This is a genomic window from Tepidimonas fonticaldi, from assembly GCF_007556755.1.
GTDB classification, from domain to species: Bacteria; Pseudomonadota; Gammaproteobacteria; order Burkholderiales; family Burkholderiaceae_C; genus Tepidimonas; species Tepidimonas fonticaldi.
In genome coordinates this window covers 119,736-145,997 of the sequence record NZ_VJOO01000001.1, presented here as the reverse complement: position 1 = coordinate 145,997, position 26,262 = coordinate 119,736, and the positions used below count along the sequence as shown (strand labels likewise).

The following is a 26,262-nucleotide window of genomic DNA, read 5'->3' as shown; positions in this document are numbered from 1 at the left end:
TCGATATATCTTGTGTGCCGCAAGGGGATCCCATGACCGTTTCATCGCCGCCCGAAGTGGCCAAGGTGTTCATGTCAGGGCGCAGCCAGGCCGTTCGACTGCCCAAAGCGTTTCGTTTTCAGACCAAGGAGGTCACCATCGAGCGCGTGGGCGATGCCGTGGTGCTGCGGCCCAAGGCGGAGGACGATGCCGCGTGGGTGGCACGCCTGCACGCCATCCTCAGTGGGTTCGAAGGCTTCCCCGAGGAGATCGAACGCGATCGCTCGCCCGCGGTGGATGATGTGGAAAGCCTGGACTGATGGCCGTGCTCTACCTGCTGGACACCAACATGGTGATCTACCTGCAGCGGGGCGTGCCCAGCGTCTTGCAGCGTTTGATCGCCGCGGGCCGACAGCGCGTAGCCCTGCCGTCGCTGGTAGTGGCTGAATTGGCCTACGGCGTGGAGAAAAGTACGCACCAGGCCCGCAACCGCCAGCGATTGGAGCAGTTTTTGCGCGAGATTGCCGTTCTTCCCTGGACCCACCAAGCCATGTGGCACTACGCCAAGCACTGCCATGCGCTGCGCCAGAAGGGGCAGCCGATCGGGCAGATGGATTTGCTGATCGCCTCCCAGGCTCTGGCCTTGGATGCGGTGCTGGTGACCAACAACACCCGGGAGTTTGAGCGCATCGACGGCCTGAAGCTGGAGAACTGGGCGGCATGAGTGCGCTGCAAGCATCCCGCCTTCTGGCCGACGTGCTGCACGGCACGCCCCCCCAACAGCGGCGGGCGATGGCCAAGGCGATCACGCTGCTGGAATCCACACGGCCTGACCACCGGCGCGAGGCCGACGCCCTGCTCAACGCCTTGCTGCCGCACACGGGGCAGGCGTTTCGTCTGGGCATCAGCGGTGTGCCCGGCGTGGGCAAAAGCACCTTCATCGAGGCGCTGGGGCTGTACCTGATTGGGCAGGGGCACCGCGTCGCCGTGCTGGCGGTGGATCCGAGCAGCAGCGTCTCGGGCGGCTCCATCCTCGGGGACAAGACGCGCATGGAGCATCTCTCCGTGCACGAGCATGCCTACATCCGGCCCAGCCCCAGCGGGGGCAACCTGGGCGGTGTGGCGGCCAAGACGCGCGAGGCGATGCTGGTCTGCGAGGCGGCGGGCTACGACATCGTGATCGTCGAGACGGTCGGCGTCGGCCAGAGCGAGACGGCGGTGGCCGACATGACCGACATGTTCTGCGTGCTGCAACTGCCCAATGCGGGCGACGACCTGCAGGCGATCAAGAAGGGCATCATGGAGCTGGCGGATCTGGTCGTCATCAACAAGGCCGACCTCGACCCCGACGCTGCCACGCGCGCCCAGGCCCAGATCACGTCGGCGCTGCGCCTGCTGGGCCTGCATGGACGGCCGGAGACGGCCCACCACGACGAGACGCTGTGGCACCCGCGCGTCATTCAGCTCAGCGCCCTGCAGGGCCGCGGGGTGGATGCCTTCTGGCAGGCGGTCAGCGATTTCCGGCGTCTGCAGCAGGCCAACGGGCGGCTGGCCGCCCGCCGCCAACGGCAGGCCCGCGCCTGGATGTGGGAGCGCATCGACAGCGGCCTGCGCGAGGCGTTTGCCCACCATGCCGCCGTGCGCGAGCGCCTGCCCCAGCTCACCGAAGCCGTGCTGGCCGGGCGCATGGTGGCCTCCGCCGCCGCGCGCTCCTTGCTGTCTGCCTTTTTCCACGCCCCGCCGATGGGCGGCGACGCGACCCCTTCACCTTCCCTGAACGACAGGAGCCTGTGACCATGCAAGAAATTCTCGAACAGCTCGAGCGCAAGCGCGCCGCCGCCCGCCTGGGCGGTGGGGTCAAGCGCATCGACGCCCAGCACGCCAAGGGCAAGCTGACCGCGCGCGAGCGCATCGAAGTCCTGCTCGACGAAGGCACCTTCGAAGAGTGGGACATGTTCGTCGAGCACCGCTGCACGGACTTCGGCATGGCGGAGCAGAAGGTGCCTGGCGACGGCGTCGTCACGGGCTACGGCATGATCAATGGCCGGCTGGTGTTTGTCTTCAGCCAGGATTTCACCGTCTTCGGCGGCGCGCTGTCCGAGGCGCATGCCGAGAAGATCTGCAAGATCATGGACCAGGCGATGAAGGTCGGCGCCCCGGTCATCGGCCTCAACGACTCGGGCGGTGCGCGCATCCAGGAAGGCGTGGCGTCGCTCGGCGGCTATGCCGAGGTGTTCCAGCGCAACGTGCTGGCCTCCGGCGTCATTCCGCAGATCAGCGTCATCATGGGGCCGTGCGCGGGCGGGGCGGTCTATTCGCCGGCGATGACGGACTTCATCTTCATGGTGCAGGACACCTCCTACATGTTCGTCACCGGCCCCGAGGTGGTCAAGACCGTGACGCACGAGGAGGTGACCGCCGAGGAGCTGGGCGGGGCGCTGACCCACACCACCAAAAGCGGCGTGGCCGACCGCGCTTTCGACAACGACGTCGAGGCGCTGCTGATGGTGCGGCGGCTGTTCAACTACCTGCCGCTGTCCAACCGCGAGAAGGCCCCCGTGCGCCAAAGCGGCGACCCGATCGACCGCGCGGAGCTGAGTCTGGACACCCTGGTGCCGGACAACCCCAACAAGCCCTACGACATGAAGGAGCTGATCCTCAAGACCGTCGATGACGGCGACTTCTTCGAGATCCAGCCCGACTACGCCAAGAACATCATCGTCGGCTTCGCGCGCATGGACGGGCAGACGGTGGGCATCGTCGCCAACCAGCCGCTGGTGCTGGCCGGCTGTCTGGACATCAAGAGCAGCATCAAGGCCGCGCGCTTCGTGCGCTTTTGCGACGCCTTCCACATCCCGGTCATCACCTTTGTCGATGTGCCCGGCTTCATGCCCGGCACGGCGCAGGAGTACGGCGGCATCATCAAGCACGGCGCCAAGCTGCTCTACGCCTACGCCGAGGCCACGGTGCCCAAAATCACCGTCATCACGCGCAAGGCCTACGGCGGTGCGTATGACGTGATGGCCTCCAAGCACCTGCGCGGCGACGTGAACCTGGCGTGGCCCAACGCCGAGATCGCCGTCATGGGCGCCAAGGGCGCGGTGGAAATCATCTTCCGCGAGGACAAGAAGGACCCGGCCAAGCTGGCCGAGCGCGAGGCGGAGTACAAGCGGCGCTTTGCCAACCCGTTCGTCGCCGCCGAGCGCGGCTACATCGACGACGTCATCCTGCCGCACGAGACGCGCAAGCGCATCTGCCGCAGCCTCGTCATGCTCAAGGACAAGAAGCTGGACAACCCGTGGCGCAAGCACGGCAACATCCCGCTGTGAGGGCAGGGAAGCACACACCATGTTCAAGAAAATCCTGATTGCCAACCGCGGCGAAATCGCCTGCCGCGTCATCGCCACCGCCCGCAAGATGGGCATCGCCACCGTGGCCGTCTATTCCGAGGCCGACCGCGAGGCGCGCCACGTCCGCCTGGCCGACGAGGCCGTCTGCATCGGCCCGGCGCCCAGCCGCGAGAGCTATCTGGTGGCCGACAAGATCATCGCCGCGGCCAAGTCCACCGGCGCCGAGGCCATCCACCCCGGCTACGGCTTCCTGTCCGAAAACGAGGACTTCGCCCGCCGCGTCGAGGAGGAGGGCCTCGTCTTCATCGGGCCGAAGCACTACAGCATCGCGGCCATGGGCGACAAGATCGCCTCCAAGAAGCTCGCCAAGGAGGCTGGCGTCAACACCATCCCGGGCTGGAACGACCCGATCGAGTCGGCCGAGCAGGCGGTGGAGATCGCGCGCGGCATCGGCTACCCCGTGATGATCAAGGCGAGCGCCGGCGGCGGCGGCAAGGGCCTGCGCGTGGCTTTCAACGACAAGGAGGCGCTGGAGGGCTTCACCTCCTGCCGCAACGAGGCGCGCAACAGCTTCGGCGACGACCGCGTCTTCATCGAGAAGTTCGTCGAGGAGCCGCGCCACATCGAGATCCAGGTGCTGGGCGACGCGCACGGCAACGTGATCTACCTGAACGAGCGCGAGTGCTCCATCCAGCGCCGCCACCAAAAGGTGATCGAGGAGGCGCCCAGCCCCTTCATCAGCGACGCCACCCGCAAAGCCATGGGCGAGCAGGCGGTGGCGCTGGCCAAGGCGGTGAAGTACCAGAGTGCCGGCACGGTGGAGTTCGTGGTCGGCAAGGACCAGAGCTTTTACTTCCTGGAGATGAACACCCGCCTGCAGGTGGAGCACCCGGTGACCGAGTGCATCACCGGGCTGGATCTGGTGGAGCTGATGATCCGCGTCGCCGCCGGCGAGCCGTTGCCGCTGACGCAGGCCGACGTCAAGCGCGAAGGCTGGGCCATCGAGTGCCGCATCAACGCCGAGGACCCGTTCCGCAACTTCTTGCCCTCCACGGGCCGGTTGGTGCACTTCAAGCCGCCGACCGAGACCATGTGGCAGGCGGATACCGCGCACCGCTACGGCGTGCGGGTGGACACCGGGGTGTTCGAAGGCGGCGAGATCCCGATGTACTACGACTCGATGATCGCCAAGCTCATCGTGCACGGCAAGGACCGCCTGGACGCGATTGCCAAGATGCGCGAGGCGCTCAACGGCTTCGTCATTCGCGGCATCAACAGCAACATCCCCTTCCAGGCCGCGCTGCTGGCGCACCCGGAGTTCGTCGCCGGGCGCTTCAACACCGGCTTCATCGCCCAGCACTACGGCGGCGGTTTCCGCTCCGAGGACGTGCCGCACGACGACGAGGATTTCCTGGTCGCGCTGGCCGCCTTCGTGCGCCGCAAGAGCCGTGAGCGGGCGGCCGCGATCAGCGGCCAGCTCCCCGGCTATGGCGTCAAGGTCGGCAAGGACTACACCGTCATCCGCCTGTCCAACGACGGCCAGCACCGCCACATCCCGGTCCATGTGGACGAGTTCGTGGGCGAGACCGGCTACGCCTCGGTGCTGGTGGGGGACAAGCGCTACAAGATCAGCTCGCCCTCGCGCCTGAACGACATCGTCATCACCGGCGAGGTCAACGGCCAGCCCTTCACCGCGCAGATCGAACGCGGCAGCGCCCGCAATCCGCTGGCCCTGGTCGTGCAGCACAACGGCACCAAGCTGGAGTGCCTGGTGGTGTCGCCCCGCATGGCGGAGCTGCACCGGCTGATGCCCTTCAAGGCGCCGCCGGACATGAGCCGCTATGTGCTCTCGCCCATGCCAGGGCTGCTGGTCGATGTGGCCGTCCAGCCCGGCCAGAGGGTACAAGCCGGCGAACGCGTCGCCGTCATCGAGGCCATGAAGATGGAGAACGTGCTGTTTGCCGCGGCCGACGGCGTCGTGGCCAAGGTGCTGGCCAGCAAGGGCGAGTCGCTCGTGGTGGATCAGCCCATCGTGGAGTTCGAAAAGTGAGCGTGCGCCCCTTTCAGGTGCTGGGCATCCAGCAAATCGCCATCGGCGGGCCGGACAAGGCCCGGTTGCGCCGCCTGTGGGTGGACCTGTTCGGGCTGGAAGTGACCGGCACCTTCGTCAGCGAGCGCGAGAACGTGGACGAGGACATCTGCGCCACCGGAAGCGGTCCGTTCAAGGTCGAGGTGGACCTGATGCAGCCGCTGGATCCAGAGAAAAAACCCGCGGTCCACGCCACCCCGCTGAATCACGTCGGCCTGTGGGTGGACGATCTGCCGCGCGCCGTCGAATGGTTGAGCGGCCAAGGCGTGCGCTTTGCGCCCGGCGGCATCCGCCGGGGCGCCGCCGGCTTTGACATCTGCTTCATCCACCCCAAGGGCAACGATGAGTTTCCCGTGGGCGGGGAGGGCGTGTTGATCGAGCTGGTGCAAGCCCCGCCCGAGGTCATCCAGGCCTTTCGCGCGCTGGCGGCCGGCCCGTCGGTGGCAGGGGCGCTCGACTAAGACGCGGCGCGGGCCGCGCGCGCCTTGGCGATGGCCGCCTCGATCAGGGCGCGCTTGCGGTCGAGAACGGCTGGGTCGGTGTGCTTGGAGTGGGCCGGCAGGTCGGCCAGCTTGGCCTCGGCCTTGTGCAGGCGACGCTCGGCCTGCTCGTCGGCCTCACGGGCCAGGCGGGCGAGCCGGGCTTGATAACGGGTGCGGGCCTGCTCGGCCTGTTGGGGCGACCACGCGGCCCAGCCGCACCGGTCGCCGCTGATGGGGACCATCGCAATGCAGTCCACCGGGCACGCCGGGATGCACAGCTCGCAGCCCGTGCAGTAGGGCTCGATCACCGTGTGCATGCGCTTGTGCGCACCGACGATGGCGTCGGTCGGGCAGGCCTTGATGCACAGGGTGCAGCCGATGCACCAGGTCTCGTCGATGACGGCGACGCCCATCGGGCCTTCGGTCCCGTGGGCGGGGTTCAGGGGTTTGGGCGCACGGCCGGTCAGCGCCGCCAGCCGCCGCACGCCTTCTTCGCCCCCCGGCGGGCATTGGTCGATGTCCGCTTCGCCGCGGGCAATCGCCTCGGCATAGTGGCGGCAATCCGGATAGCCGCAGCGCGTGCACTGCGTCTGCGGCAGGGCGGCATCGATGCGGTCGGCCAGCGTCGGGGCGCTGGCGTTTGCGTCGCCCGCGCTCATGCCCCCGGTTCGGTCTTGCGGCGGCGGCCGCGCGTCGGCGCCGGCTCGTCCCGGCGGATGGCAGACGCCATCAAATCGGCCTCGGCCTGGGCAGCGGCCACATCGGCGCCACCCGCCGGCGGTTGGTGCGCCAGGATGAAGTCCCGCACCACGGGGTAGACCTTCTCGCGCCAGCGCCGCCCGCTGAAGATGCCGTAATGGCCGGCCCCCGCGACTTCGAAATGACGCTGATCGCGGGACTCGATGCCCGTGCACAGGTCATGCGCCGCGCGCGTCTGCCCGCTGCCGGAGATGTCGTCCAGCTCGCCTTCGACCGTCAGCAGCCCCGTGTTCCGGATGTCCTGCGGGCGCACCCGCTCCAGCGTGCCATCGGGTGCGCGCACGTCCCAGGTGCCGTGCACCAGCTTGAACTCCTGGAACACCGTGCGGATGGTCTCCAGGTAGTAGTTCGCGTCCATGTCCAGCACCGCGTTGTACTCGTCGTAGAACTGGCGGTGCGCCTCGGCGCTCTCGTTGTCGCCCTTGATCAGTTGCAGGAAGTAGTCGTAGTGGCTGTTGACATGGCGGTCCGGGTTCATCGCGATGAAGCCGGCATGCTGCAAAAAGCCCGGATAAACGCGCCGCCCTTCGCCGGGGAAGCCCGCCGGCACGCGGTAGATCACGTTGTTTTCGAACCACTCGTAGCTGCGCTGCACGGCCAGGTTGTTGACCGCCGTCGGCGAGCGGCGCGCGTCGATCGGGCCGCCCATCATGGTCATGGACAGCGGCGTTTTCTCGCCACGGCTGGCCATCAACGACACGGCCGCCAGCACCGGCACCGTGGGCTGGCACACGCTCATCACGTGGCAGTTGCCATACTGCCGCTGCAGATAGCGGATGAACTCCTGCACATAATTGACGTAGTCGTCGAGGTGGAAATCCCCCTCGGCGAGCGGGACGGTGCGGGCGTTTTTCCAGTCGGTGATGTAGACCTTGTGGTCACGCAGCATGGTGCGCACGGTGTCGCGCAGCAGCGTCGCGTAGTGCCCCGACAGCGGCGCCACGATCAGCACCACCGGCTGCTCCTTCAGGCGCAGCAGCGTCTGGGGATCGTCCGAGTAGCGCTTGAAGCGGCGCAACTCACAGAAGGGTTTGTCGATCTCCACCCGCTCGTGGATGGCGACATGCACCCCGCCGATGTCCACGCTGCGGATGCCAAACTCGGGCTTCTCGTAGTCCTTGCCCAAGCGGTGCAGCAGGTCGTAGGCGGCCGCCACGCGCTGCGAAAACGGCGTTTGTGCCAAGGGCGACGAGGGGTTGGCAAACAGCTTGGCCGTCACCAGCGCGAAGTCGGAGAACGGCTCCATCAACGCCCGTTGGGCCTCGTACAGGTGATACAGCATGGCGTCGGTCGGTTATGTTGCAGTGCAGCAAATATAACAGGAAGTCGCCCGGGACGCCATGCGGCCCAACCCCGAGGCGCCGTCGCCTCGGGGACAGCCATGGGGATCAGAGGACAGCCGCGATCGACTGGCAGACGTAGTCGATGTTGCGGCTGTTGAGGGCGGCCACGCACATGCGGCCCGTGTCGGTGCCGTAGACGCCGAACTCGGTGCGCAGGCGCACCATCTGGTCTTTGGTCAGCCCCGAGTAGCTGAACATGCCGATCTGCTGGGTGATGAAGGACATGTCCTGCCGCACGCCGGCGGCCGCCAATCCGTCCACCAGCCGCTGGCGCATGGCCTTGATGCGGGTGCGCATGTCGCCCAGTTCCTGCTCCCACAGCGCGCGCAGCTCGGGCGTGTTCAGCACCATGGCCACCACGGCCGCGCCATGCGTCGGCGGGTTGGAGTAGTTGGTGCGAACCACAATCTTGAGCTGCGACAGCACGCGGTCGGCCTCGTCCTTGCTGGCGCACACCACGGACAGCGCGCCGACGCGCTCACCATACAGGCTGAAGCTCTTGGAGAAGGATGTGGAGACGAACACGTCCAGCCCCGCGGCCACGAACTTGCCCACCGCCGCCCCGTCCTCGGCGATGCCGTGGCCGAAGCCCTGGTAGGCCATGTCGAGGAAAGGCACCAGGCTGCGCTCGCGCACCACGGCCACGACGGCGTCCCACTGCTCGGGCGTCAGGTCGTAGCCGGTGGGGTTGTGGCAGCAGGCGTGCAGCACGACGATGGTGCCCGCATCGGCCGCGCGCAGGCTGGCCAGCATGCCGTCCAGGTTCACGCCGCGCTTGGCCGCGTCGTAATAGGTGTAGGTGTCCACCGCGAAGCCGGCGTTGGCAAACAGGGCCCGGTGGTTCTCCCAGCTCGGGTCGCTGATCAGCACCTTGGCGGCCGGAGTGAGCTTCTTCAGGAAGTCGGCGCCAATTTTGAGGCCGCCCGTGCCGCCCAGCGCCTGCACCGTGGCCACGCGGCCGCTGCGTACCACGTCGCTGTCGGCGCCAAACACCAGTGCCTTGACCGCGTTGTCGTAGGCCGCGATGCCGTCGATCGGCAGGTAGCCGCGCGGGGCGGGCTTTTCCATCAGGCGCTGCTCGGCCGCCTGCACGCATTGCAGCAGTGGCAGCTTGCCGTTGTCGTCGTAGTAAACGCCGACGCCCAGGTTGACCTTGTTGGGGCGGGTGTCCGCGGCAAACTGTTCGTTCAGGCCCAGGATGGGATCGCGGGGGGCCATTTCGACAGCGGAGAAAAGCGACATGTGCAGTCCTTCGGGGGCGGTTGGATAATCCGAAATTTTACCCGGGGCCTGCCCGCGGCCCGCCGCCATGACCACCGAGACGATCGTCCCCACCGCCCCCCAGGACGGCCATGCCACCCCTGGGGCGTTCGTGACCTTTCCCGGCTCGCCGTTCGAGCTGTATCAGCCCTATCCGCCGGCCGGCGACCAGCCGGAGGCGATCGCACGGCTGGTCGAGGGCGTGCAGGACGGCGAGGCCTTTCAGACGCTGCTGGGCGTGACCGGATCGGGCAAAACGTTCACGATGGCCAATGTGATCGCTCGGCTGGGGCGGCCGGCCATCGTGTTCGCCCCCAACAAGACGCTCGCGGCGCAGCTCTACAGCGAGTTCCGCGAGTTCTTTCCCAAGAACGCGGTCGAATACTTTGTCAGCTATTACGACTACTACCAGCCCGAGGCCTACGTGCCGCAGCGGGATCTGTACATCGAGAAAGACAGCGCGATCAACGAGCACATCGAGCAGATGCGCCTGTCCTGCACCAAAAGCCTGCTGGAGCGGCGCGACGTCGTCATCGTCGCCACCGTCAGTGCCATTTACGGCATCGGCAAGCCCGAGAACTACCACCGCATGATCCTGACGCTGCGCACCGGCGATCGGCTGGGGCAGCGCGACATCATCGCGCAACTGGTGCGCATGCAGTACCAGCGCAACGAGCAGGAGTTCGTGCGCGGCAAGTTCCGCGTGCGCGGCGACACCATCGACGTCTTCCCCGCCGAGCATTCCGAGCTGGCGGTGCGCATCGAGCTCTTCGACGACGAGGTGGAGTCGCTGGCCCTGTTCGACCCGCTGACCGGGCGCATCCGGCACAAGCTGCCGCGCTTCACCATCTACCCCAGCAGCCACTATGTGACCCCGCGCGAGCAGGTGCTGCAGGCGGTGGAGGGCATCAAGCAGGAGCTGGACGCGCGGCTGAAGGAACTGGTCGGCATGGGCAAGCTGCTCGAGGCCCAGCGGCTGGAGCAGCGCACCCGCTTCGACCTGGAGATGCTGGTCGAGGTGGGGCACTGCAAGGGCATCGAAAACTACACGCGCCACCTGTCCGGGGCCGCGCCCGGCGAGCCCCCCAGCACGCTCACCGACTACCTGCCGCGCGACGCGCTGATGTTCCTGGACGAAAGCCACGTGATGATCGGCCAGCTGGGCGGCATGTACAACGGCGACCGGGCGCGCAAGACCACGCTGGTGGAGTACGGCTTTCGCCTGCCGAGCGCGCTGGACAACCGGCCGCTGAAGTTCGAGGAATTCGAGCAGCGCATGCGGCAGGTGATCTTCGTCTCGGCCACGCCGGGGGAGTACGAGCTGCGCCGCTCCTCCCAAGTGGTGGAGCAGGTGGTGCGCCCCACCGGCCTCGTCGATCCGGTGGTGGAGGTGCGGCCCGCCACCCACCAGGTGGACGATGTGCTGCAGGAGATCCGCCTGCGCGTGGAGCGCGACGAGCGCGTGCTGGTGACCACGCTGACCAAGCGCATGGCCGAACAACTCACCGACTACCTGACCGAAAACGGCGTGCGCGTGCGCTATCTGCACTCCGACGTGGACACGGTCGAGCGGGTCGAGATCATCCGCGACCTGCGCCTGGGGGCCTTCGATGTGCTGGTGGGCATCAATCTGCTGCGCGAGGGGCTGGACATTCCCGAGGTGTCGCTGGTGGCCATCCTGGACGCGGACAAGGAGGGCTTTTTGCGTGCCGAGCGCAGCCTGATCCAGACCATCGGCCGCGCCGCTCGCAACCTCCACGGCATGGCCATTCTGTACGCGGACACCATCACCGACTCCATGCGCCGCGCCATCGACGAGACGGAGCGCCGCCGGGCCAAACAGCTCGCACACAACGCCGCCCACGGCGTGACACCGCGCGGGGTGACCAAGCGCATCAAGGACCTGATCGACGGCGTCGTCAGCGACAAGGCGGCCGAGGAGGCGCAGCGCCAAGCCGAGGCGCGCGAAGCCGCCGCCTGGGTCGAGGAGATGGACGAGAAAGACCTGGCGCGCGAGATCAAGCGGCTGGAAAAGCAGATGCTCGAGCATGCGCGCAACCTGGAGTTCGAGGCCGCGGCGCGTGTGCGCGACCAGCTTGCCCGCCTCAAGGACCGGGTGCTGGGGGCGCATGGCGGAGAGGGCGCGCTGTGACGCGCGGCCTCCCCCGTTTGGGGGAGGGTCAGCGGCGGATGGTTTCGCCACAATAACGCCCATGTCATCCGACATCGTGCGGCTCTACCTCATCGAGGACGACCGGTCCATCCTGCGCTTCGTCGAAGGGGCACTGAGGCACCGGCCCGAATGGCGCCTCGTCGGGCATTCCGACACCGTTGCCCATGCCGAAGTCATGGCGCCCAACAGCCTGGCCGACGTTTTCCTGGTCGACTTGGGCTTGCCCGACGGCTGCGGCGAAGACATGCTGCGGCTGCTGGCCAACGCCAAGCCCGACGCCGAGCTGCTGGTCTTTACCGTGTTCGGCGACGAATCCCGACTGATCCGCGCCCTGCAGCGCGGCGCCACGGGCTATGTGCTCAAGGGTTGTACCGAGCGCGAGCTGATCGAGGCGATCGAGCAGATCCGCGAAGGGGGCGCGCCGATTTCTCCGCTGCTGGCGCGCATGCTGCTCAAGCAGTTTCGCGCGGCCGAGTCGGATGCAGACGCCTGGGGCGGACCGGACGGTCGCGCGCCGGTGCTCTCGGAGCGGGAAACCGACGTCCTGCGCCTCGTGGCGCAAGGCTATGTCAACAAAGAAATCGCCCAGCGATTGAACATCGGTGTGGCGACGGTCAGCACCCACATCAAAAATCTGTACCGCAAGCTGGCGGTGCGCACCCGCGTGCAGGTGGTCCGTGCCGCGCAAGCGCGGGGCCTGCTGTGAGTCCCCCCATCGACCTGCCACCGCGCCCGCGCAGCCAACGCAGCGAGCGCGTCTGGCTGTGGGTGGGCGGGGTGCTGCTGGTGTTGCTGGCGATCCTGTACCGCGTATCGCTGCCCGCGCCCATGCCGGGCGTGTTCGATCTGCAACGCGCCACGGCGTCCCTGCCGCTCGATCCCCGGACGCCCGCGCGCGCCGTGTCGCTGCCCCATGTGCTGGACGACGAAGGGCCGGCGTGGTGGGATCGCGTCGACTATGTCCTGCCGTGGCCGCAGGCGCTCGGTGAACTGGCGCCGTCGCCGCGGCGGCTGGCGCTGCTGATCCCCCGGGTGGGGATGGGCATGCGGGTGCTCCTCAATGGGGAGGAGATCTACCGCTTTGGATGGGAGGCGCCCCCGGACCGCACGGTCAACGCGACCTGGTTTCCGCACCTGGTGTTGCTGCCGGAGCGCCTGCTGGCCGAGCGGGCGCCCGACAACGAGCTGACGATCCAGGTACAGGCCCAGGTGCTGGAGCGCAGCGGTCTGTGGCCCGTGCACATCGGCGACGCGGACCAGTTGATTCCGCGCTATCAGACCCTGCACTTTTGGCAGGTGACTGGCACCTGGATGATGGCCATGGTGTCGCTGCTGGTGGGCGTTCTGGCCCTCGTCATGTGGCGCTCGTTGCGCGAGCGCCTGTTTTTGCTGGGTGGCATTGCGTCCTTGGCCCACGCGGTCCGGATGGTGTTGTCGGTCGTGCCGGACCTGCCGCTGCCGTACGACACCTATTTTTTCATCCACCGCGTGTCCTTCAGCGTCTACGCGGGGTTTTTCATCCTGACGGTGGAAGAGCTGTTCGGCCGCCGGCTGCGCTGGGTGCGGATGGCGGCCTCGGCGCTCATCGCCATCGCGCCGTTCTGGATGCTCTGGATTTTGTTATTACAGGACTATTCGCTGTACCGCGTTTGGGCGGGCGCCATGGCCACCCTGGCCGGCATCAGCTTGGCATGGGCCGTCTTCGACAACCTGCGCCGCCGTCAATTTTCCGACGAGCACCGACTGGTCGTCGTGGTGGCGACGTTCACCCTGATCACCGCGGTGCGGGATTTTTTGGTGGTTCAGCTCAACTTTCCCGGCGATGCCGACCTTCGGTGGACATCGATCGGCGGCTCAGCGCTCATGTTGACCATGGGTTGGGTGCTGGTCGATCGGGCCACCGAATGGGCGCGCGCGGTACACCGGCTCAACGACACGCTGGCGCAGACGGTCGCGCAACGCGAAGCCGAACTGCGTACAGCTTTCCAGCGTCTGCAGTTGGCCGAACGACAGCGCGTGGCCGAGGAGGAACGCCGCCGTCTGATGCGCGACATGCACGACGGCCTGGGCAGCCAGTTGGTGCAAACCCTCAACATGGTCCGCAGCGCCGGCGCCGTGTTGGATCGCGGCCCGATCGAGGCCATGCTCGCCCAAGCCCTGGACGAGCTGCGGCTGACGCTCGACTCTTTCGAGCCGATGGAAGGGGATTTGCCCGCCATTCTCGGCACGCTTCGCCGTCGACTTGGGCCGGCTCTCGAAGCCGCTGGCATCGAACTGCGCTGGGAGGTGCAGGATGTCCCCCCCATCGAGGCGCTGGACTCGCGCGGCGTCATGCATCTGTTTCGCTGCCTGCAGGAGATCCTTGCCAACGTCGTCAAACACGCGCGTGCGCGCCGTATCATCGTCAGCACTTGGCTGGGCGATGACCACATCGTTCTGTCGATCGAGGACGACGGGGTTGGCATGCCGCCGCCACAGGCCCGCCAAACCGAAGGCCGCGGGCTGCGCAACGTGCTGACGCGGGCGGCCAAGATCGGCGCCGAGGTGCGCTTCTACGACGCCCATCCCGGGACGGGGGTCGAACTGGTGTTCCCCGTCCACGGCCCGACGCCAGAATCCGACAGCGATTGGCTGCGACGCGGCGCTTGAGGCCGCATACCCGACAAAAACGTTCGACTTTTGGTATACTCGACCGAAACAGTCGGGAATCAAAGCCTCCCCGCGCCTCGTCGGGGTCCACCAGGAGTCTGCCATGCGCCTGACCACCAAAGGCCGCTTCGCCGTCACGGCGATGATCGATCTGGCGTTGCGCCAAGCCAGCGGTCCCGTCACCCTGGCGGCCATCAGCCAGCGCCAGCACATTTCGCTGTCCTACCTGGAGCAGTTGTTCGGCCGCCTGCGCCGGCATCAGTTGGTCGAGTCCACGCGCGGCCCGGGCGGTGGGTACACCCTCGGCCGGCGCGCCTCCGACATCACCGTGGCGGACATCATCCTATCCGTGGACGAGCCCATCGACGCCACCCAATGCGGCGGCAAGGAAAACTGCCACGGCGATGGGCAGCGCTGCATGACCCACGACCTGTGGACCGAGCTCAACGAGCGGATGGTGGAGTTTCTGCGCTCCGTGACCCTGCAAAAACTGGTGGACGATCAGTTGGCCAAGGGCGTGGCGGTCGAGCCGCCGCCGTCCATCAAACGCGCCATTTCGCCAACGCCGGTGGTGCAGCCCATCCGCGTCAACGCCCCCAATTCGGTGTTTGCGCTCGCGGCCGCCGCCAAGTGACGCCACCCCACCCGATCCCCAGGAGCCCTCGATGAGCAGTACCTCCCACTTCCCCGTCTACATGGACTACAGCGCCACCACGCCCGTCGATCCGCGCGTGGTCGACAAGATGGTGCCCTGGCTGTACGAGCATTTCGGCAACCCGGCCTCGCGCAGCCACGCCTGGGGCTGGGAGGCGGAAAAAGCCGTCGAAACCGCCCGCGAGCAAGTCGCCGATCTGATCGGCGCGGATCCGCGCGAGATCGTCTGGACCAGCGGCGCGACCGAGTCCAACAACCTCGCGCTCAAGGGGGCCGCCCACTTCTACCAGGGCAAAGGCCGGCACATCATCACGGTCAAGACCGAGCACAAGGCCGTGCTGGACACCTGCCGCCACCTGGAGCGCGAAGGCTTCGAGGTCACCTACCTGGACGTGGACCAGGACGGTCTGCTGAATCTGGACGCCTTTCGTGACGCCATCCGGCCGGACACGATTCTGGCCAGCGTCATGTTCGTCAACAACGAAATCGGCGTCATCCAGGACATCGATGCGATCGGCCGCATCTGCCGCGAAAAGGGTGTCATCTTCCACGTCGATGCGGCGCAGGCCACTGGCAAACTGCCCATCGACCTGGCCACGCTGCCCGTGGATCTGATGAGCCTGGCCTCGCACAAGACCTACGGCCCCAAGGGCATCGGTGCGCTGTACGTGCGGCGCAAGCCCCGCGTGCGGCTGGAGGCCCAGATGCACGGCGGCGGCCACGAGCGCGGCCTGCGCTCCGGAACGCTCGCCACGCACCAGTGCGTCGGCATGGGCGAGGCGTTCGCCATCGCCAAGGCCGAAATGGCCACCGAGTTGCCGCGCATCCAACGCCTGCACGACCGGCTGCTCGCCGGGCTGAGCCAGATCGAGCAGTCTTTCGTCAACGGCCACCCCACCCGGCGCGTGCCGCACAACCTGAACATGAGCTTCAACTTCGTCGAGGGCGAGTCGCTCATCATGGGCATCAAGGGCGTGGCGGTTTCCAGCGGCTCGGCCTGCACCTCCGCCAGCCTGGAGCCCAGCTATGTGCTGCGCGCGCTGGGCCGCAGCGACGAGCTGGCCCACAGCAGCCTGCGCATGACGATCGGCCGCTGGACCACCGAGGAGCAGGTGGACTACGCGATTGCCGCCATCAAGGCCAACGTCGAAAAACTGCGCGAACTCTCCCCGCTGTGGGAAATGTACAAAGACGGCATCGACCTCAACAGCATCCAGTGGGCGGCGCACTGACGCCACGCCCCACACACCAGGAGTACGCACCATGGCATACAGCGACAAGGTCATCGACCACTACGAAAACCCGCGCAACGTCGGCAGCTTCGACAAGGGCGACGAGAACGTCGGCACGGGCATGGTTGGCGCGCCGGCCTGCGGCGACGTCATGAAGCTGCAGATCAAGGTCAACCCCGCCACCGGCGTCATCGAGGACGCTCGCTTCAAGACCTACGGCTGCGGCTCGGCCATCGCGTCCAGCTCGCTGGTGACGGAGTGGGTCAAGGGCAAGACGCTGGACGAGGCGGCGCAGATCAAGAACAGCCAGATCGCGGAGGAACTGGCGCTGCCGCCGGTCAAGATACACTGTTCGATCCTCGCCGAGGACGCCATCAAGGCGGCCGTCGAGGACTACAAGAAGAAGCACACGGCGACGGCCTGAGCCGACCGCCCCCGAGACCCCGCAGTTCGTTCGATCTCCCCATGGCCGTCACCATCACCGAAGCCGCCGCCCGGCACGTCACCAAATACCTGGCCCGCCGGGGCAAAGGGGTAGGCGTGCGTCTGGGCGTCAAAACCACCGGTTGCTCGGGACTGGCGTACAAGCTGGAGTACGCCGACGACGTGGCGCCGGAGGACGTGGTGTTCGAGGCCCACGGCGTCAAGGTGCTGGTCGATCCCAAGAGCCTGCCCTACGTCGACGGCACCGAACTGGACTTCGTGCGCGACGGGCTCAACGAAGGCTTCAAATTCAACAACCCGAACGAGCGGGACCGCTGTGGCTGTGGCGAGTCGTTCCGTGTCTGAGGACGTTGCGTCGTTGCAAGACGACGATTTCGCGCTGTTCGGCGTCCCGCGTCGGTTCCGCCTCGACCGCGCCGCGCTGGATGCGCGCTGGAAGCAGCTGCAGCGGCTGGCGCACCCCGACCGATTTGCCCACCAGGGGGCGGCGGCGCAGCGCATCGCCATGCAGTGGTCGGTGCGGATCAATGAGGCCTACCAGCGTCTGCGCGACCCGCTGCGCCGCGCCGCTTACTGGTGCGAGCTGCAGGGCGTGCCGATCGAGGCGGAGTCCAACACCGCCATGCCCGCGGACTTCCTGCTGCAGCAGATGCAGTGGCGCGAGGCCCTGGACGAGGCCCGCACGCCCGAGGACGTCGAGGCGCTGCTGCAGGCCGTCGAGGCCGAGCGGCGCGAACGGCTGGACGCCCTGGCCGATGCAATCGACGTCCGTGCCGACCCCCAGGCGGCGGTGGCCCAGGTGCGCGCGCTGATGTTCATCGAGCGGTTTGCCGACACCTTGCATGCGCGCCTCGACGGCTGAACAACCTTTTCCGAATCCATGGCATTACTCCAGATTTCCGAGCCGGGCGCCTCGCCCGACCCGCACCAGCGGCGCATCGCCGTCGGCATCGACCTGGGCACGACCCATTCGCTGGTCGCTGCCGTGCGCCACGGCGTGGCCGAATGCCTGCCCGACGCGCAGGGCCGGGTGATTCTGCCCAGCGTGGTGCGCTATTTGCCCGAGGGCAGCCGGCCGTCGCGGCAGATCGGCTACGAGGCGCTGGCCGCCCAGGTGAACGACCCCGCCAACACCATCAGCTCGGTGAAGCGGCTCATGGGGCGCTCGCTGGAGGACATTCAGGCGCAAGGAGTGGCCGCGCGGCTGCCCTATCAGGTGGCCGAGGGGCCGGGCGGGGTCGTGGTGCGCACCGTGGCGGGGGACAAGACCCCGGTCGAAGTCAGCGCCGAAATCCTTGCCACCCTGCGCCAGCGGGCCGAGGACACGTTCGATGCCGACCTGTATGGCGCGGTCATCACCGTGCCGGCCTATTTCGACGATGCCCAGCGGCAAGCCACCAAGGACGCGGCGCGTCTGGCCGGCATCAACGTGTTGCGGCTGCTCAACGAGCCGACGGCGGCGGCCATCGCCTACGGGCTGGACAACGGCGCCGAAGGGCTCTACCTCGTGTATGACCTCGGCGGCGGCACCTTCGACGTCTCCCTGCTGCGCCTGACGCGCGGCGTGTTCGAGGTCGTGGCCACGAGCGGCGACTCCGCCCTGGGGGGCGACGACTATGACCGTGCCCTGGCCGATTGGGCGCTGGACCGTGTGGCGGCCGGGGCCCAGGTGGCGGCGCTGTCCGCATCGGAGCGGGCTGCTTTGCTGGCCGAGGCCCGGCGGGCCAAAGAGGCGCTGAGCGACTGCGCCAACGACCAAGCGGTGACGCTGCAAGTGCCCACCGCCGCCGGGCCCGTACCGGTCTCGGTGTCGCCGGCGGCGTTCGAGGCCGTGACCCGCCCGCTGACCGACCGCACCCTGGCAGTCGTGCGCCGGGTGCTGCGCGATGCGCGCGTCGCCGCCGACGAGGTGCAAGGCATCGTCCTGGTCGGCGGCTCGACGCGCATGCCGGTGATCCGGCGGGCCATCGCCCAGGCGTTCGGCCGCGAGCCATTGATCAACCTCAACCCCGACGAAGTGGTCGCCATCGGCGCGGCCATCCAGGCCAACCAGCTGGCGGGCAACGACGCCAATGGCGAGTTGCTGCTGCTCGACGTCATTCCGTTGTCGCTGGGGATCGAAACCATGGGCGGGCTGGTCGAGCGCATCGTGCCGCGCAACACGGCCATCCCCACCGCCCGCGCGCAGGACTTCACCACCTACCGGGACGGCCAGACGGCGCTGGCGCTGCACGTCGTGCAGGGCGAACGCGACCTGGCGCAGGATTGCCGCAGCCTGGCGCGCTTCGAGCTGCGGGGCATCCCGCCCATGGCGGCCGGGGCCGCACGCATCCGCGTCACCTTCACCGTGGATGCCGACGGCCTGTTGACCGTCAGTGCCCGCGAGCAAAGCACCGGTGTCGAAGCCCACATCGATGTCAAACCATCCTACGGCCTGACGGACGAGCAGATCGCCCGCATGCTGCAGGACGGCTTTGCCACGGCCGAGCAGGACATGCAGGCCCGCGCCCTGATCGAGGCGCGTGTCGAGGCCGACCGGATGCTGGAGGCCACCCGCAGTGCCCTGGCCGCCGACGGCGACCTGCTCACCGACGACGAACACGCAGCGGTGCATGCCCTGATGGCGGCCGTCGAATCCGCGCGTGCCGGATCGGATGCCGCGGCCATCGATGCCGCGACCGACGCCCTGGCCAAAGGCACCGAGGACTTTGCCGCCCGCCGCATGAACCGCAGCATCGCGCAGGCCCTGGCGGGCCGGCACGTGGAGAATCTCTGAATGCCCACGATCACCGTTTTGCCCCACCCCGAGTACTGCCCGCAGGGCGCGACCCTGCACGCCCCCACCGGCACCAGCCTGTGTGAAGCGCTGCTCGACAACGACATCGAAATCGAGCACGCCTGCGAAATGAGCTGCGCCTGCACCACCTGCCACGTCATCGTGCGCCAGGGTTTCGAATCGCTCAACGAAGCGACGGAGGAGGAGGAGGACATGCTCGACAAAGCCTGGGGATTGGAGCCCCAGTCGCGGCTCAGTTGTCAGGCGCGGCTGGGCACGCGCGACGTCACGGTCGAGATTCCGCGCTACTCCATCAACCACGCCCGCGAACGGCATTGACGCTGCGGCCCATGCGCCAGATCGTCCTCGACACCGAAACCACGGGCCTGTCCCCTCAGGACGGCGACCGCATCATCGAAATCGGCTGTGTGGAACTGGTCAACCGCCAGCTCACCGGCAACAACCGGCATTTCTACCTCAACCCGGAACGCGACATCCACGAAGACGCCCTGCGCGTGCACGGCATCACGCTGGACTTTCTGGCGGACAAGCCGCGGTTTGCCGAGATCGCCGCAGAGCTGCTCGACTACCTGCAAGGGGCCGAGCTGATCATCCACAACGCGCCCTTCGATCTGGGGTTTTTGGATGCGGAGTTTGGGCGGCTGGGGCTGGGCCCGACCCGGCGCCTGGTCAGCGGGGTGATCGACACCCTGGTCATGGCCAAGGAGCTGTGGCCGGGCAAGCGCAACGGGCTGGATGCCCTGTGCGATCGGCTGGGGGTGGACAACTCCGGCCGCCAGCTCCACGGCGCGCTGCTCGACGCGGAGCTGCTTGCCGACGTGTACATCTACATGACCCGGGGACAGGAGTCCCTGGTCATCGAGGTGCAGAGCGACGCCGGGGCCGCCGGGGTGCTCGAGCGGCGCGATCTGGCCGCCTTCGATTTGCCGGTGCTGCGGGCCAGCGAGGCCGAACTGGCCGAGCACGCCGCACTGCTCGCCGCGCTCGACAAGGAGTCCAAAGGCCGCACCGTCTGGCGCCGCTACGAGGAGTCGCTGCAAACGGCACCGCAAGACTGAGCCGGAAAGTGTTGAAAAGTACGCTATAATTTCGGTCATCGACAGGGTGATTAGCTCAGCGGTAGAGCACTGCCTTCACACGGCAGGGGTCGTAGGTTCGAACCCTGCATCACCCACCAGATGTCAACAAAGCGCCCCTTTATGGGGCGCTTTCTTTTTGGCCGCCGCCCAGCGCGGCGACGCCAACATCACGCCATCACATTGACCTGTGTCCCCAAACTGCCGCTGGTGGCCAGCGGCAGACTCCCCACCGGGGCGGGCTGGGGCAGGGCGTTGAGCAGCGCCAGCGCCCCTTGCTGCTCCAGTTGCAAGGCTTTGCGCAGCACCAAGATTTGGGCGGCTCCGGGCGTCCCGCTCGCCGCGGCGGCGGCTTGCGTGACGGGGGAGGGCGTCGACGTCATGCTAACCATGGCACTAGATTACGCCGATTGCAGCCCGACCGCAAGGGCCAGTGGCGATGGGCGCGCGCCTGTCAGGCCGGCGAAAGCCGACGTCCCATAATCGGCGAACATTTCGCTTTTGACGCCCCTTCGAGGAGACGCCCCCATGAGCAGCGCCGATTACGCCTCGTTTTACCGCCGTTCGATCGACGAGCGCGACGCCTTCTGGACCGAACAGGCCCGCCTGATCGACTGGCAGCGGCCGTTCGATCGGGTGTGCAACACCGACCATCCGCCGTTTGCGCGCTGGTTCGAGGGCGGTCTGACCAACCTGTGCCACAACGCGGTGGACCGCCATCTGGCCACGCGCGCCGACCAGAACGCGCTGATCTACGTCTCCACCGAGACCGACACCGAGCGCGCCTACACCTTCCGCGAGCTGCACGTCGAGGTACAGCGCATGGCCGCGATGCTGCGCTCGCTCGGGGTTGGCAAGGGCGACCGCGTGCTGATTTACATGCCGATGATCCCCGAGGCGGCGTTTGCGATGCTGGCCTGCGTGCGCATCGGCGCCATCCACTCGGTGGTGTTTGGCGGCTTTGCCAGCCACAGCCTGGCCACCCGCATCGACGACGCAGCGCCCAAAGTTATCATCAGCGCCGACGCCGGCATGCGCGGCGGCAAGGTGGTGCCGTACAAGCATTTGTTGGACGAGGCCATTCGCTTGGCGGGGCACAAGCCCGAGCGGGTGTTGATGGTCAACCGCGGTTTGGCGCCCCTGGACCCCGTGCCAGGGCGCGACGTCGATTACGCGGCGCTGCGCCAGCAGCACCTGGACGCGCTGGTGCCGTGCGAGTGGGTGGACAGCGCGCATCCGAGCTACATCCTTTACACCAGCGGCACCACCGGCAAGCCCAAAGGGGTGCAGCGTGACACCGGTGGTTATGCGGTGGCGTTGGCCGCCTCGATGCGCCACATCTACATGGCCAAGCCGGGCGAGACGTACTTTTGCACCAGCGACATCGGTTGGGTCGTCGGCCACAGTTACATCATCTACGGCCCGCTGATCAACGGCATGGCCACGATCATGTACGAGGGCACGCCGATCCGCCCCGACGCGGGCATCTGGTGGCGCCTGGTGCAGGACTACCGCGTTAGCATCATGTTCACGGCCCCCACCGCCGCGCGTGTGCTGAAAAAGCAAGACCCGGCGTACCTGAGCAAGTACGACCTGAGCAGCCTGCGCGCGCTGTTTCTGGCCGGCGAGCCGCTGGACGAGCCCACCGCCACCTGGATCAGCCAGGCGTTGGGCAAGCCGGTCATCGACAACTACTGGCAAACCGAAACCGGTTGGCCTATTTTGGCCATCTGCAACGGCGTCGAGCCGGCCCCGACGAAGTTTGGCTCGCCGGGCAAGGCTGTGTACGGCTACGATGTGCGTCTGATCGATGAGGTGACGGGCGAGGAAATTCACGAACCTGGCCGCAAAGGCGTCATCGCCTTCAACTACCCGCTGCCGCCGGGTTGCTTGCAGACGGTGTGGGGGGATGATCAGCGCTACGTCAAGACCTACTGGTCCAGCATCCCCGGGGGGCAGATGTACAGCACCTTCGACTGGGGCGTGCGCGACGCCGACGGCTACTACTACATCCTCGGCCGCACCGACGACGTCATCAACGTCGCCGGCCACCGCCTCGGCACGCGCGAGATCGAGGAGAGCATCTCCAGCCACCCGGCCGTGGCCGAAGTGGCGGTGGTCGGCGTGGCCGACGCGCTCAAGGGCCAGGTGGCCGTGGCGTTTGCCGTCCTCAAGGATCCGTCGCTGGCCGCGACCGAGGCGGACGAGCTCAAGCTCGAGGGCGCGATCATGAAAGTGGTGGACGAACAGCTGGGCGCAGTGGCGCGGCCGGCACGTGTACGCTTCGTCAACCTGCTGCCCAAGACGCGCAGCGGCAAGCTGTTGCGCCGCGCCATCCAGGCTGTCTGCGAGGGGCGAGACCCCGGCGACCTGACCACGCTGGACGACCCCAGCGCCCTGCAGCAGATTCGGGACCTGATGCGCGCCGGCTGAACGGCCGCGCGCCGGCTTGGGTGTCCGGTCGGATTGTGGGTATGATGCAGGCTCACCGTCTGCATCATTGCTTATGCAACAACTGACCGAAGCCGACGTCGACAAGAATCGCGTCTTCGAGCTGGCGGCGGAGCTGTTTGGCATTCTCTCCACGCCGACCCGGTTGCGCATCCTCAACGCCCTGTGCGACAAGGAGAAGTCGGTGTCGGAGCTGCTGGCCGAAATCGAGACCACCCAGCCCAATCTGTCGCAGCACCTCAATTTGCTGTACCGCGCCGGCGTGCTGGCCAAGCGCAAGGAAGGCACGCAGGTCTACTACCGCGTCCAAAGCGAACAGGCGGTGGCGCTGTGCCGCACGGTGTGCGCCCAGATTGCCATCGAGCTGGACGAGCCCGGGGGCGTTCCCAACAGTCATCGCCTCTCGCCCCGGCGTCCCTGACCGCCGACCGCGCGCAATTTCCCCCACACCCACCGCCTTTGGTGGCACAATTCACGCCGCACAGGCCCTTCCAGTGTCACTGTCGCGTCCGCCAACCGGTTCAGCCGTGTCGCGGAAGGTTGTTCCAACCAGCAAGTCTCCTGCAGGGAGACGGAGGTCAGCGATTCCATGAGCGAGACGACGAGCGTCTACCAAGCCTTCAACGGCAACTCGTACCTCTTCGGCGGCAACGCGCCGTATGTGGAGGAGATGTACGAGAAATACCTCACCGACCCCACCAGCGTGCCCGAGTCCTGGCGCGACTACTTCGACGCGCTGCAGCACGTTCCCGCGGTCGACGGCAGTGACGCTCGCGACATCCCGCACATGCCGGTGATCTCGGCCTTCGCCGAGATGGCCAAGCAGGGCACCACCCAGGTGGTGGCCGCGTATGGGGCCGACTCCGATCTGGGGCGCAAGCGCGTCGCCACGCAGCAACTCATCGCCGCCTACCGCAACCTGGGGGTGCGCTGGGCCAACCTGGATCCGCTCAAGCGCGCCGAGCGCGAGGCCATCCCCGAGCTGGATCCGGCGTTCTACGGATTCACCGACGCCGATCTGGAGACGGTGTTCAACACCAGCAACACCTACTTCGGCAAAGAGACCATGTCGCTGCGCGAGCTGCTCAACGCGCTGCGCGAGACGTACTGCGGCACGATCGGCGCCGAGTACATGTACATCAGCGACCAGAAGCAAAAGCGCTGGTGGCAGGAAAAGCTGGAGAGCATCCGCAGCAAGCCCAATTTCACCGCCGAGCAGAAGAAGCACATTCTGGAAAACCTGACGGCGGCAGAAGGGCTGGAGCGCTATCTGCACACCAAGTACGTGGGGCAAAAGCGCTTTTCGCTCGAAGGGGGCGAGAGCTTCATCGCAGCCATGGACGAGCTGATCCAGCGCGCGGGCGCCCAGGGCGTGCAGGAAATCGTCATCGGCATGGCCCACCGCGGGCGCCTGAACGTGCTGGTCAACGTGATGGGCAAGATGCCCAAGGACCTGTTCGCCGAGTTCGAGCACACCGCGCCGGAGGACCTGCCGGCCGGTGACGTGAAGTACCACCAGGGCTTCAGCTCCGACGTGTCCACGCCCGGCGGCCCGGTGCACCTGAGCCTGGCGTTCAACCCCTCGCACCTGGAAATCGTCAACCCCGTGGTGGAAGGCTCGGTGCGCGCGCGCATGGACCGCCGCGGCGACCGCGCCGGCGATCAGGTGCTGCCCGTGCTGGTGCACGGTGATGCGGCTTTTGCCGGCCAGGGCGTGGTCATGGAGACGCTGGCGCTGGCGCAAACGCGCGGTTACTACACCGGCGGCACGGTGCACATCGTCATCAACAACCAGATCGGCTTCACCACGTCGGACCCGCGCGACAGCCGCTCGACCCTGTACTGCACCGACGTCGTCAAGATGATCGAGGCGCCGGTGCTGCACGTCAACGGCGACGACCCGGAGGCGGTCGTGCTGGCCACCCAACTGGCGGTGGAGTACCGCCAGACCTTCCGCAAGGATGTCGTGATCGACATCGTCTGCTTCCGCAAGCTGGGCCACAACGAGCAGGACACGCCGTCGCTGACCCAGCCGCTGATGTACAAAAAGATCGCGCAGCACCCCGGCACGCGCAAGCTCTACGGCGACAAGCTGGTGGCGCAGGGCATCCTGCCGCCGGATGGGCCGGACGAGGTGGTCAAAACCTACCGCGCCATTCTGGACGAGGGGCGCCGCACCGTCGATCCGGTGCTCACCAACTACAAGAGCAAATACGCGGTCGACTGGGCGCCGTTCCTGGGCAAGAAGTGGACCGACGTGGCCGACACGGCCATTCCGCTGGCCGAGTGGAAGCGGCTGGCCGAGCGCATCACCACGGTGCCGGACAACATCACCCCGCACCAGCTGGTCAAGAAGGTGCTGGCCGACCGCGCGGCGATGGGCCGCGGCGAGATCAACGTGGACTGGGGCATGGGCGAGCACATGGCGTTCGCCTCGCTGGTGGCCAGCGGCTACGGCGTGCGCCTGTCCGGCGAGGACTGCGGCCGTGGCACCTTCACCCACCGCCATGCCGTCATCCACGACCAGAACCGCGAGAAGTGGGACGTCGGCACCTACATCCCGCTGCAAAACGTCGCGGAGAACCAGGCCCCGTTCACCGTCATCGACTCCATCCTGTCGGAGGAGGCGGTGCTGGGCTTCGAATACGGCTATGCGTCGAGCGATCCCAACACCCTGGTGATCTGGGAGGCGCAGTTCGGTGACTTTGCCAACGGCGCGCAGGTGGTGATCGACCAGTTCATCGCCTCCGGCGAGGTCAAGTGGGGCCGCGTCAACGGCATCACGCTGTTCCTGCCGCATGGCTACGAGGGGCAGGGGCCGGAGCACAGCTCGGCGCGCATCGAGCGCTTCATGCAGCTCGCAGCCGACACCAACATGCAGGTGGTCCAGCCCACGACGGCCAGCCAGATCTTCCATGTGCTGCGCCGCCAGATGGTGCGCAACCTGCGCAAGCCGCTCATCGTCTTCACACCGAAGTCGCTGCTGCGCAACAAGGACGCCACCTCGCCGCTGTCCGAGTTCACCAAGGGCGGCTTCCAGACCATCATCCCGGAGCAAAACGCCGACGTCGTCAAGAACGCGCAGCGTGTCAAGCGGGTCATCGTCTGCTCGGGCAAGGTGTATTACGACCTCGCGAAGAAGCGCGAGGAAAAGGGGGCCGACGATGTCGCCATCGTGCGCATCGAGCAGCTCTATCCGTTCCCGCACAAGGCCTTTGCGGCCGAGATGAAGCGCTACCCCAACGCCACCGACATCGTGTGGTGCCAGGACGAGCCGCAGAACCAGGGTCCCTGGTTCTTCGTGCAGCACAACATCCACGAGAACATGCTGGACGGGCAACGCCTGGGCTACGCCGGTCGCGCGGCATCCGCCTCGCCGGCGGTGGGCTATGCGCACCTGCACCAAGAGCAGCAGAAGGCGCTGGTCGAGGCCGCCTTCGGCCGGCTCAAGGGCTTCATCCTGACCAAGTAAGACGAGAGCGGTCCGCGCGGGCGTGGGCGCCGCGCGCGGGCTTTGTCGCCCC

Annotated in this window: 24 protein-coding genes and 1 tRNA gene; 21 read left to right on the top strand and 4 right to left on the bottom strand. The window is 67.1% G+C overall.

Annotated features, from left to right (window positions below; genetic code table 11):
* Window positions 1-32 precede the first annotated feature (32 nt).
* From Tfont_RS00655 to Tfont_RS00630, 6 genes are read left to right on the top strand one after another with little or no spacing between them, the layout of a single operon-like run.
* Window positions 33-299 (top strand): antitoxin, encoded by a 267-nt coding sequence (locus Tfont_RS00655; protein ID WP_143968064.1) that lies wholly within the window; start codon window positions 33-35, stop codon window positions 297-299.
* Complete coding sequence (gene vapC, locus Tfont_RS00650; protein WP_221934252.1) at window positions 299-703, top strand: type II toxin-antitoxin system tRNA(fMet)-specific endonuclease VapC; 405 nt, start codon at window positions 299-301, stop codon at window positions 701-703. The genes Tfont_RS00655 and vapC overlap by 1 nt, the downstream gene beginning before the upstream one ends.
* Entirely contained in the window at window positions 700-1,773 is a 1,074-nt protein-coding gene (meaB, locus tag Tfont_RS00645) for a methylmalonyl Co-A mutase-associated GTPase MeaB (protein ID WP_143968063.1), read from the top strand. Before vapC ends, meaB begins: the two co-directional genes overlap by 4 nt.
* A gap of 2 nt (window positions 1,774-1,775) precedes the next feature.
* Complete coding sequence (locus tag Tfont_RS00640) at window positions 1,776-3,308, top strand: acyl-CoA carboxylase subunit beta (RefSeq protein ID WP_068609704.1); 1,533 nt, start codon at window positions 1,776-1,778, stop codon at window positions 3,306-3,308.
* A 19-nt stretch (window positions 3,309-3,327) separates the two neighbouring features.
* Window positions 3,328-5,379: an acetyl-CoA carboxylase biotin carboxylase subunit gene (gene accC / locus Tfont_RS00635; RefSeq protein ID WP_068609702.1), complete on the top strand. Its 2,052-nt coding sequence runs from the start codon at window positions 3,328-3,330 to the stop codon at window positions 5,377-5,379.
* Window positions 5,376-5,879: a VOC family protein gene (locus Tfont_RS00630; protein ID WP_143968062.1), complete on the top strand. Its 504-nt coding sequence runs from the start codon at window positions 5,376-5,378 to the stop codon at window positions 5,877-5,879. The genes accC and Tfont_RS00630 overlap by 4 nt, the downstream gene beginning before the upstream one ends.
* Here the strand turns inward: Tfont_RS00630 and rsxB are convergent.
* The 3 genes from rsxB to Tfont_RS00615 form a co-directional block, all read right to left on the bottom strand.
* Window positions 5,876-6,559, bottom strand: a complete 684-nt coding sequence (rsxB, locus tag Tfont_RS00625) for an electron transport complex subunit RsxB (RefSeq protein WP_143968061.1) — start codon at window positions 6,557-6,559, stop codon at window positions 5,876-5,878. The two genes, Tfont_RS00630 and rsxB, sit on opposite strands and share 4 nt — an antisense overlap.
* On the bottom strand, window positions 6,556-7,941 hold the full coding sequence (locus tag Tfont_RS00620) for a polyhydroxyalkanoate depolymerase (protein WP_143968060.1): 1,386 nt from the start codon (window positions 7,939-7,941) through the stop codon (window positions 6,556-6,558). Before Tfont_RS00620 ends, rsxB begins: the two co-directional genes overlap by 4 nt.
* Window positions 7,942-8,047: 106 nt before the next feature.
* Window positions 8,048-9,244 (bottom strand): amino acid aminotransferase, encoded by a 1,197-nt coding sequence (locus Tfont_RS00615; RefSeq protein WP_143968059.1) that lies wholly within the window; start codon window positions 9,242-9,244, stop codon window positions 8,048-8,050.
* A 67-nt stretch (window positions 9,245-9,311) separates the two neighbouring features.
* On the opposite strand from Tfont_RS00615, the gene uvrB reads away from it, so the two are divergent.
* The 12 genes from uvrB (at window position 9,312) to Tfont_RS00555 (ending at window position 20,388) form a co-directional block, all read left to right on the top strand.
* Window positions 9,312-11,414, top strand: a complete 2,103-nt coding sequence (gene uvrB, locus Tfont_RS00610; protein WP_143968058.1) for an excinuclease ABC subunit UvrB — start codon at window positions 9,312-9,314, stop codon at window positions 11,412-11,414.
* Window positions 11,415-11,475: 61 nt separating this feature from the next.
* A complete protein-coding gene (locus tag Tfont_RS00605; RefSeq protein ID WP_185974440.1) occupies window positions 11,476-12,141 on the top strand; it encodes a LuxR C-terminal-related transcriptional regulator in 666 nt (221 codons plus the stop codon).
* Window positions 12,138-14,084: a sensor histidine kinase gene (locus Tfont_RS00600; protein WP_143968056.1), complete on the top strand. Its 1,947-nt coding sequence runs from the start codon at window positions 12,138-12,140 to the stop codon at window positions 14,082-14,084. Before Tfont_RS00605 ends, Tfont_RS00600 begins: the two co-directional genes overlap by 4 nt.
* A 103-nt stretch (window positions 14,085-14,187) precedes the next feature.
* Entirely contained in the window at window positions 14,188-14,718 is a 531-nt protein-coding gene (iscR, locus tag Tfont_RS00595) for a Fe-S cluster assembly transcriptional regulator IscR (RefSeq protein WP_068609686.1), read from the top strand.
* 31 nt (window positions 14,719-14,749) lie between these two features.
* Window positions 14,750-15,970, top strand: a complete 1,221-nt coding sequence (locus Tfont_RS00590; RefSeq protein ID WP_068609684.1) for an IscS subfamily cysteine desulfurase — start codon at window positions 14,750-14,752, stop codon at window positions 15,968-15,970.
* Between the two features lie 31 nt (window positions 15,971-16,001).
* Window positions 16,002-16,394 carry a Fe-S cluster assembly scaffold IscU gene (gene iscU / locus Tfont_RS00585; protein WP_068609683.1) on the top strand — a complete coding sequence of 131 codons (393 nt, stop codon included), beginning with the start codon at window positions 16,002-16,004 and terminating at the stop codon, window positions 16,392-16,394.
* A gap of 41 nt (window positions 16,395-16,435) precedes the next feature.
* Window positions 16,436-16,759, top strand: a complete 324-nt coding sequence (gene iscA / locus Tfont_RS00580) for an iron-sulfur cluster assembly protein IscA (protein WP_143968055.1) — start codon at window positions 16,436-16,438, stop codon at window positions 16,757-16,759.
* Complete coding sequence (hscB, locus tag Tfont_RS00575) at window positions 16,752-17,276, top strand: Fe-S protein assembly co-chaperone HscB (RefSeq protein ID WP_143968054.1); 525 nt, start codon at window positions 16,752-16,754, stop codon at window positions 17,274-17,276. Before iscA ends, hscB begins: the two co-directional genes overlap by 8 nt.
* Before the next feature lie 18 nt (window positions 17,277-17,294).
* Window positions 17,295-19,190, top strand: coding sequence for a Fe-S protein assembly chaperone HscA (gene hscA / locus Tfont_RS00570; protein WP_143968053.1), 1,896 nt, complete (start codon window positions 17,295-17,297; stop codon window positions 19,188-19,190).
* Window positions 19,191-19,529, top strand: coding sequence for an ISC system 2Fe-2S type ferredoxin (fdx, locus tag Tfont_RS00565; RefSeq protein WP_068609677.1), 339 nt, complete (start codon window positions 19,191-19,193; stop codon window positions 19,527-19,529).
* Between the two features lie 11 nt (window positions 19,530-19,540).
* The gene (dnaQ, locus tag Tfont_RS00560; RefSeq protein ID WP_068609675.1) at window positions 19,541-20,269 is read left to right on the top strand and encodes a DNA polymerase III subunit epsilon; all 729 of its coding nucleotides are present in this window, start codon (window positions 19,541-19,543) and stop codon (window positions 20,267-20,269) included.
* Window positions 20,270-20,313: 44 nt separating this feature from the next.
* A tRNA-Val gene (locus Tfont_RS00555) sits at window positions 20,314-20,388 on the top strand.
* Between the two features lie 69 nt (window positions 20,389-20,457).
* On the opposite strand, the gene Tfont_RS00550 is transcribed toward Tfont_RS00555, so the two are convergent.
* Window positions 20,458-20,679: a hypothetical protein gene (locus Tfont_RS00550; protein WP_068609673.1), complete on the bottom strand. Its 222-nt coding sequence runs from the start codon at window positions 20,677-20,679 to the stop codon at window positions 20,458-20,460.
* A gap of 136 nt (window positions 20,680-20,815) precedes the next feature.
* On the opposite strand from Tfont_RS00550, the gene Tfont_RS00545 reads away from it, so the two are divergent.
* From Tfont_RS00545 to Tfont_RS00535, 3 genes are all read left to right on the top strand, one after another.
* Window positions 20,816-22,720 (top strand): propionate--CoA ligase, encoded by a 1,905-nt coding sequence (locus tag Tfont_RS00545; protein WP_143968052.1) that lies wholly within the window; start codon window positions 20,816-20,818, stop codon window positions 22,718-22,720.
* Between the two features lie 73 nt (window positions 22,721-22,793).
* Window positions 22,794-23,159: an ArsR/SmtB family transcription factor gene (locus Tfont_RS00540; protein WP_068609669.1), complete on the top strand. Its 366-nt coding sequence runs from the start codon at window positions 22,794-22,796 to the stop codon at window positions 23,157-23,159.
* Window positions 23,160-23,327: 168 nt separating this feature from the next.
* Window positions 23,328-26,210 carry a 2-oxoglutarate dehydrogenase E1 component gene (locus Tfont_RS00535; protein WP_143968051.1) on the top strand — a complete coding sequence of 961 codons (2,883 nt, stop codon included), beginning with the start codon at window positions 23,328-23,330 and terminating at the stop codon, window positions 26,208-26,210.
* Window positions 26,211-26,262: the final 52 nt, after the last annotated feature.

Excerpts from the sequence above, each read along its gene's own strand:
- Tfont_RS00590 (WP_068609684.1), top strand. The coding sequence starts at position 14,750 with ATGAGCAGTACCTCCCACTTCCCCGTCTACATGGACTACAGCGCCACC.
- Tfont_RS00535 (WP_143968051.1), top strand. The coding sequence starts at position 23,328 with ATGAGCGAGACGACGAGCGTCTACCAAGCCTTCAACGGCAACTCGTAC.
- iscA (WP_143968055.1), top strand. The coding sequence starts at position 16,436 with ATGGCCGTCACCATCACCGAAGCCGCCGCCCGGCACGTCACCAAATAC.
- hscA (WP_143968053.1), top strand. The coding sequence starts at position 17,295 with ATGGCATTACTCCAGATTTCCGAGCCGGGCGCCTCGCCCGACCCGCAC.
- Tfont_RS00540 (WP_068609669.1), top strand. The coding sequence starts at position 22,794 with ATGCAACAACTGACCGAAGCCGACGTCGACAAGAATCGCGTCTTCGAG.
- Tfont_RS00615 (WP_143968059.1), bottom strand. The coding sequence starts at position 9,244 with ATGTCGCTTTTCTCCGCTGTCGAAATGGCCCCCCGCGATCCCATCCTG.
- dnaQ (WP_068609675.1), top strand. The coding sequence starts at position 19,541 with ATGCGCCAGATCGTCCTCGACACCGAAACCACGGGCCTGTCCCCTCAG.
- Tfont_RS00655 (WP_143968064.1), top strand. The coding sequence starts at position 33 with ATGACCGTTTCATCGCCGCCCGAAGTGGCCAAGGTGTTCATGTCAGGG.
- Tfont_RS00620 (WP_143968060.1), bottom strand. The coding sequence starts at position 7,941 with ATGCTGTATCACCTGTACGAGGCCCAACGGGCGTTGATGGAGCCGTTC.
- Tfont_RS00640 (WP_068609704.1), top strand. The coding sequence starts at position 1,776 with ATGCAAGAAATTCTCGAACAGCTCGAGCGCAAGCGCGCCGCCGCCCGC.
- accC (WP_068609702.1), top strand. The coding sequence starts at position 3,328 with ATGTTCAAGAAAATCCTGATTGCCAACCGCGGCGAAATCGCCTGCCGC.
- fdx (WP_068609677.1), top strand. The coding sequence starts at position 19,191 with ATGCCCACGATCACCGTTTTGCCCCACCCCGAGTACTGCCCGCAGGGC.
- Tfont_RS00605 (WP_185974440.1), top strand. The coding sequence starts at position 11,476 with ATGTCATCCGACATCGTGCGGCTCTACCTCATCGAGGACGACCGGTCC.
- uvrB (WP_143968058.1), top strand. The coding sequence starts at position 9,312 with ATGACCACCGAGACGATCGTCCCCACCGCCCCCCAGGACGGCCATGCC.
- iscU (WP_068609683.1), top strand. The coding sequence starts at position 16,002 with ATGGCATACAGCGACAAGGTCATCGACCACTACGAAAACCCGCGCAAC.
- vapC (WP_221934252.1), top strand. The coding sequence starts at position 299 with ATGGCCGTGCTCTACCTGCTGGACACCAACATGGTGATCTACCTGCAG.
- iscR (WP_068609686.1), top strand. The coding sequence starts at position 14,188 with ATGCGCCTGACCACCAAAGGCCGCTTCGCCGTCACGGCGATGATCGAT.
- rsxB (WP_143968061.1), bottom strand. The coding sequence starts at position 6,559 with ATGAGCGCGGGCGACGCAAACGCCAGCGCCCCGACGCTGGCCGACCGC.
- Tfont_RS00550 (WP_068609673.1), bottom strand. The coding sequence starts at position 20,679 with ATGGTTAGCATGACGTCGACGCCCTCCCCCGTCACGCAAGCCGCCGCC.
- meaB (WP_143968063.1), top strand. The coding sequence starts at position 700 with ATGAGTGCGCTGCAAGCATCCCGCCTTCTGGCCGACGTGCTGCACGGC.
- Tfont_RS00545 (WP_143968052.1), top strand. The coding sequence starts at position 20,816 with ATGAGCAGCGCCGATTACGCCTCGTTTTACCGCCGTTCGATCGACGAG.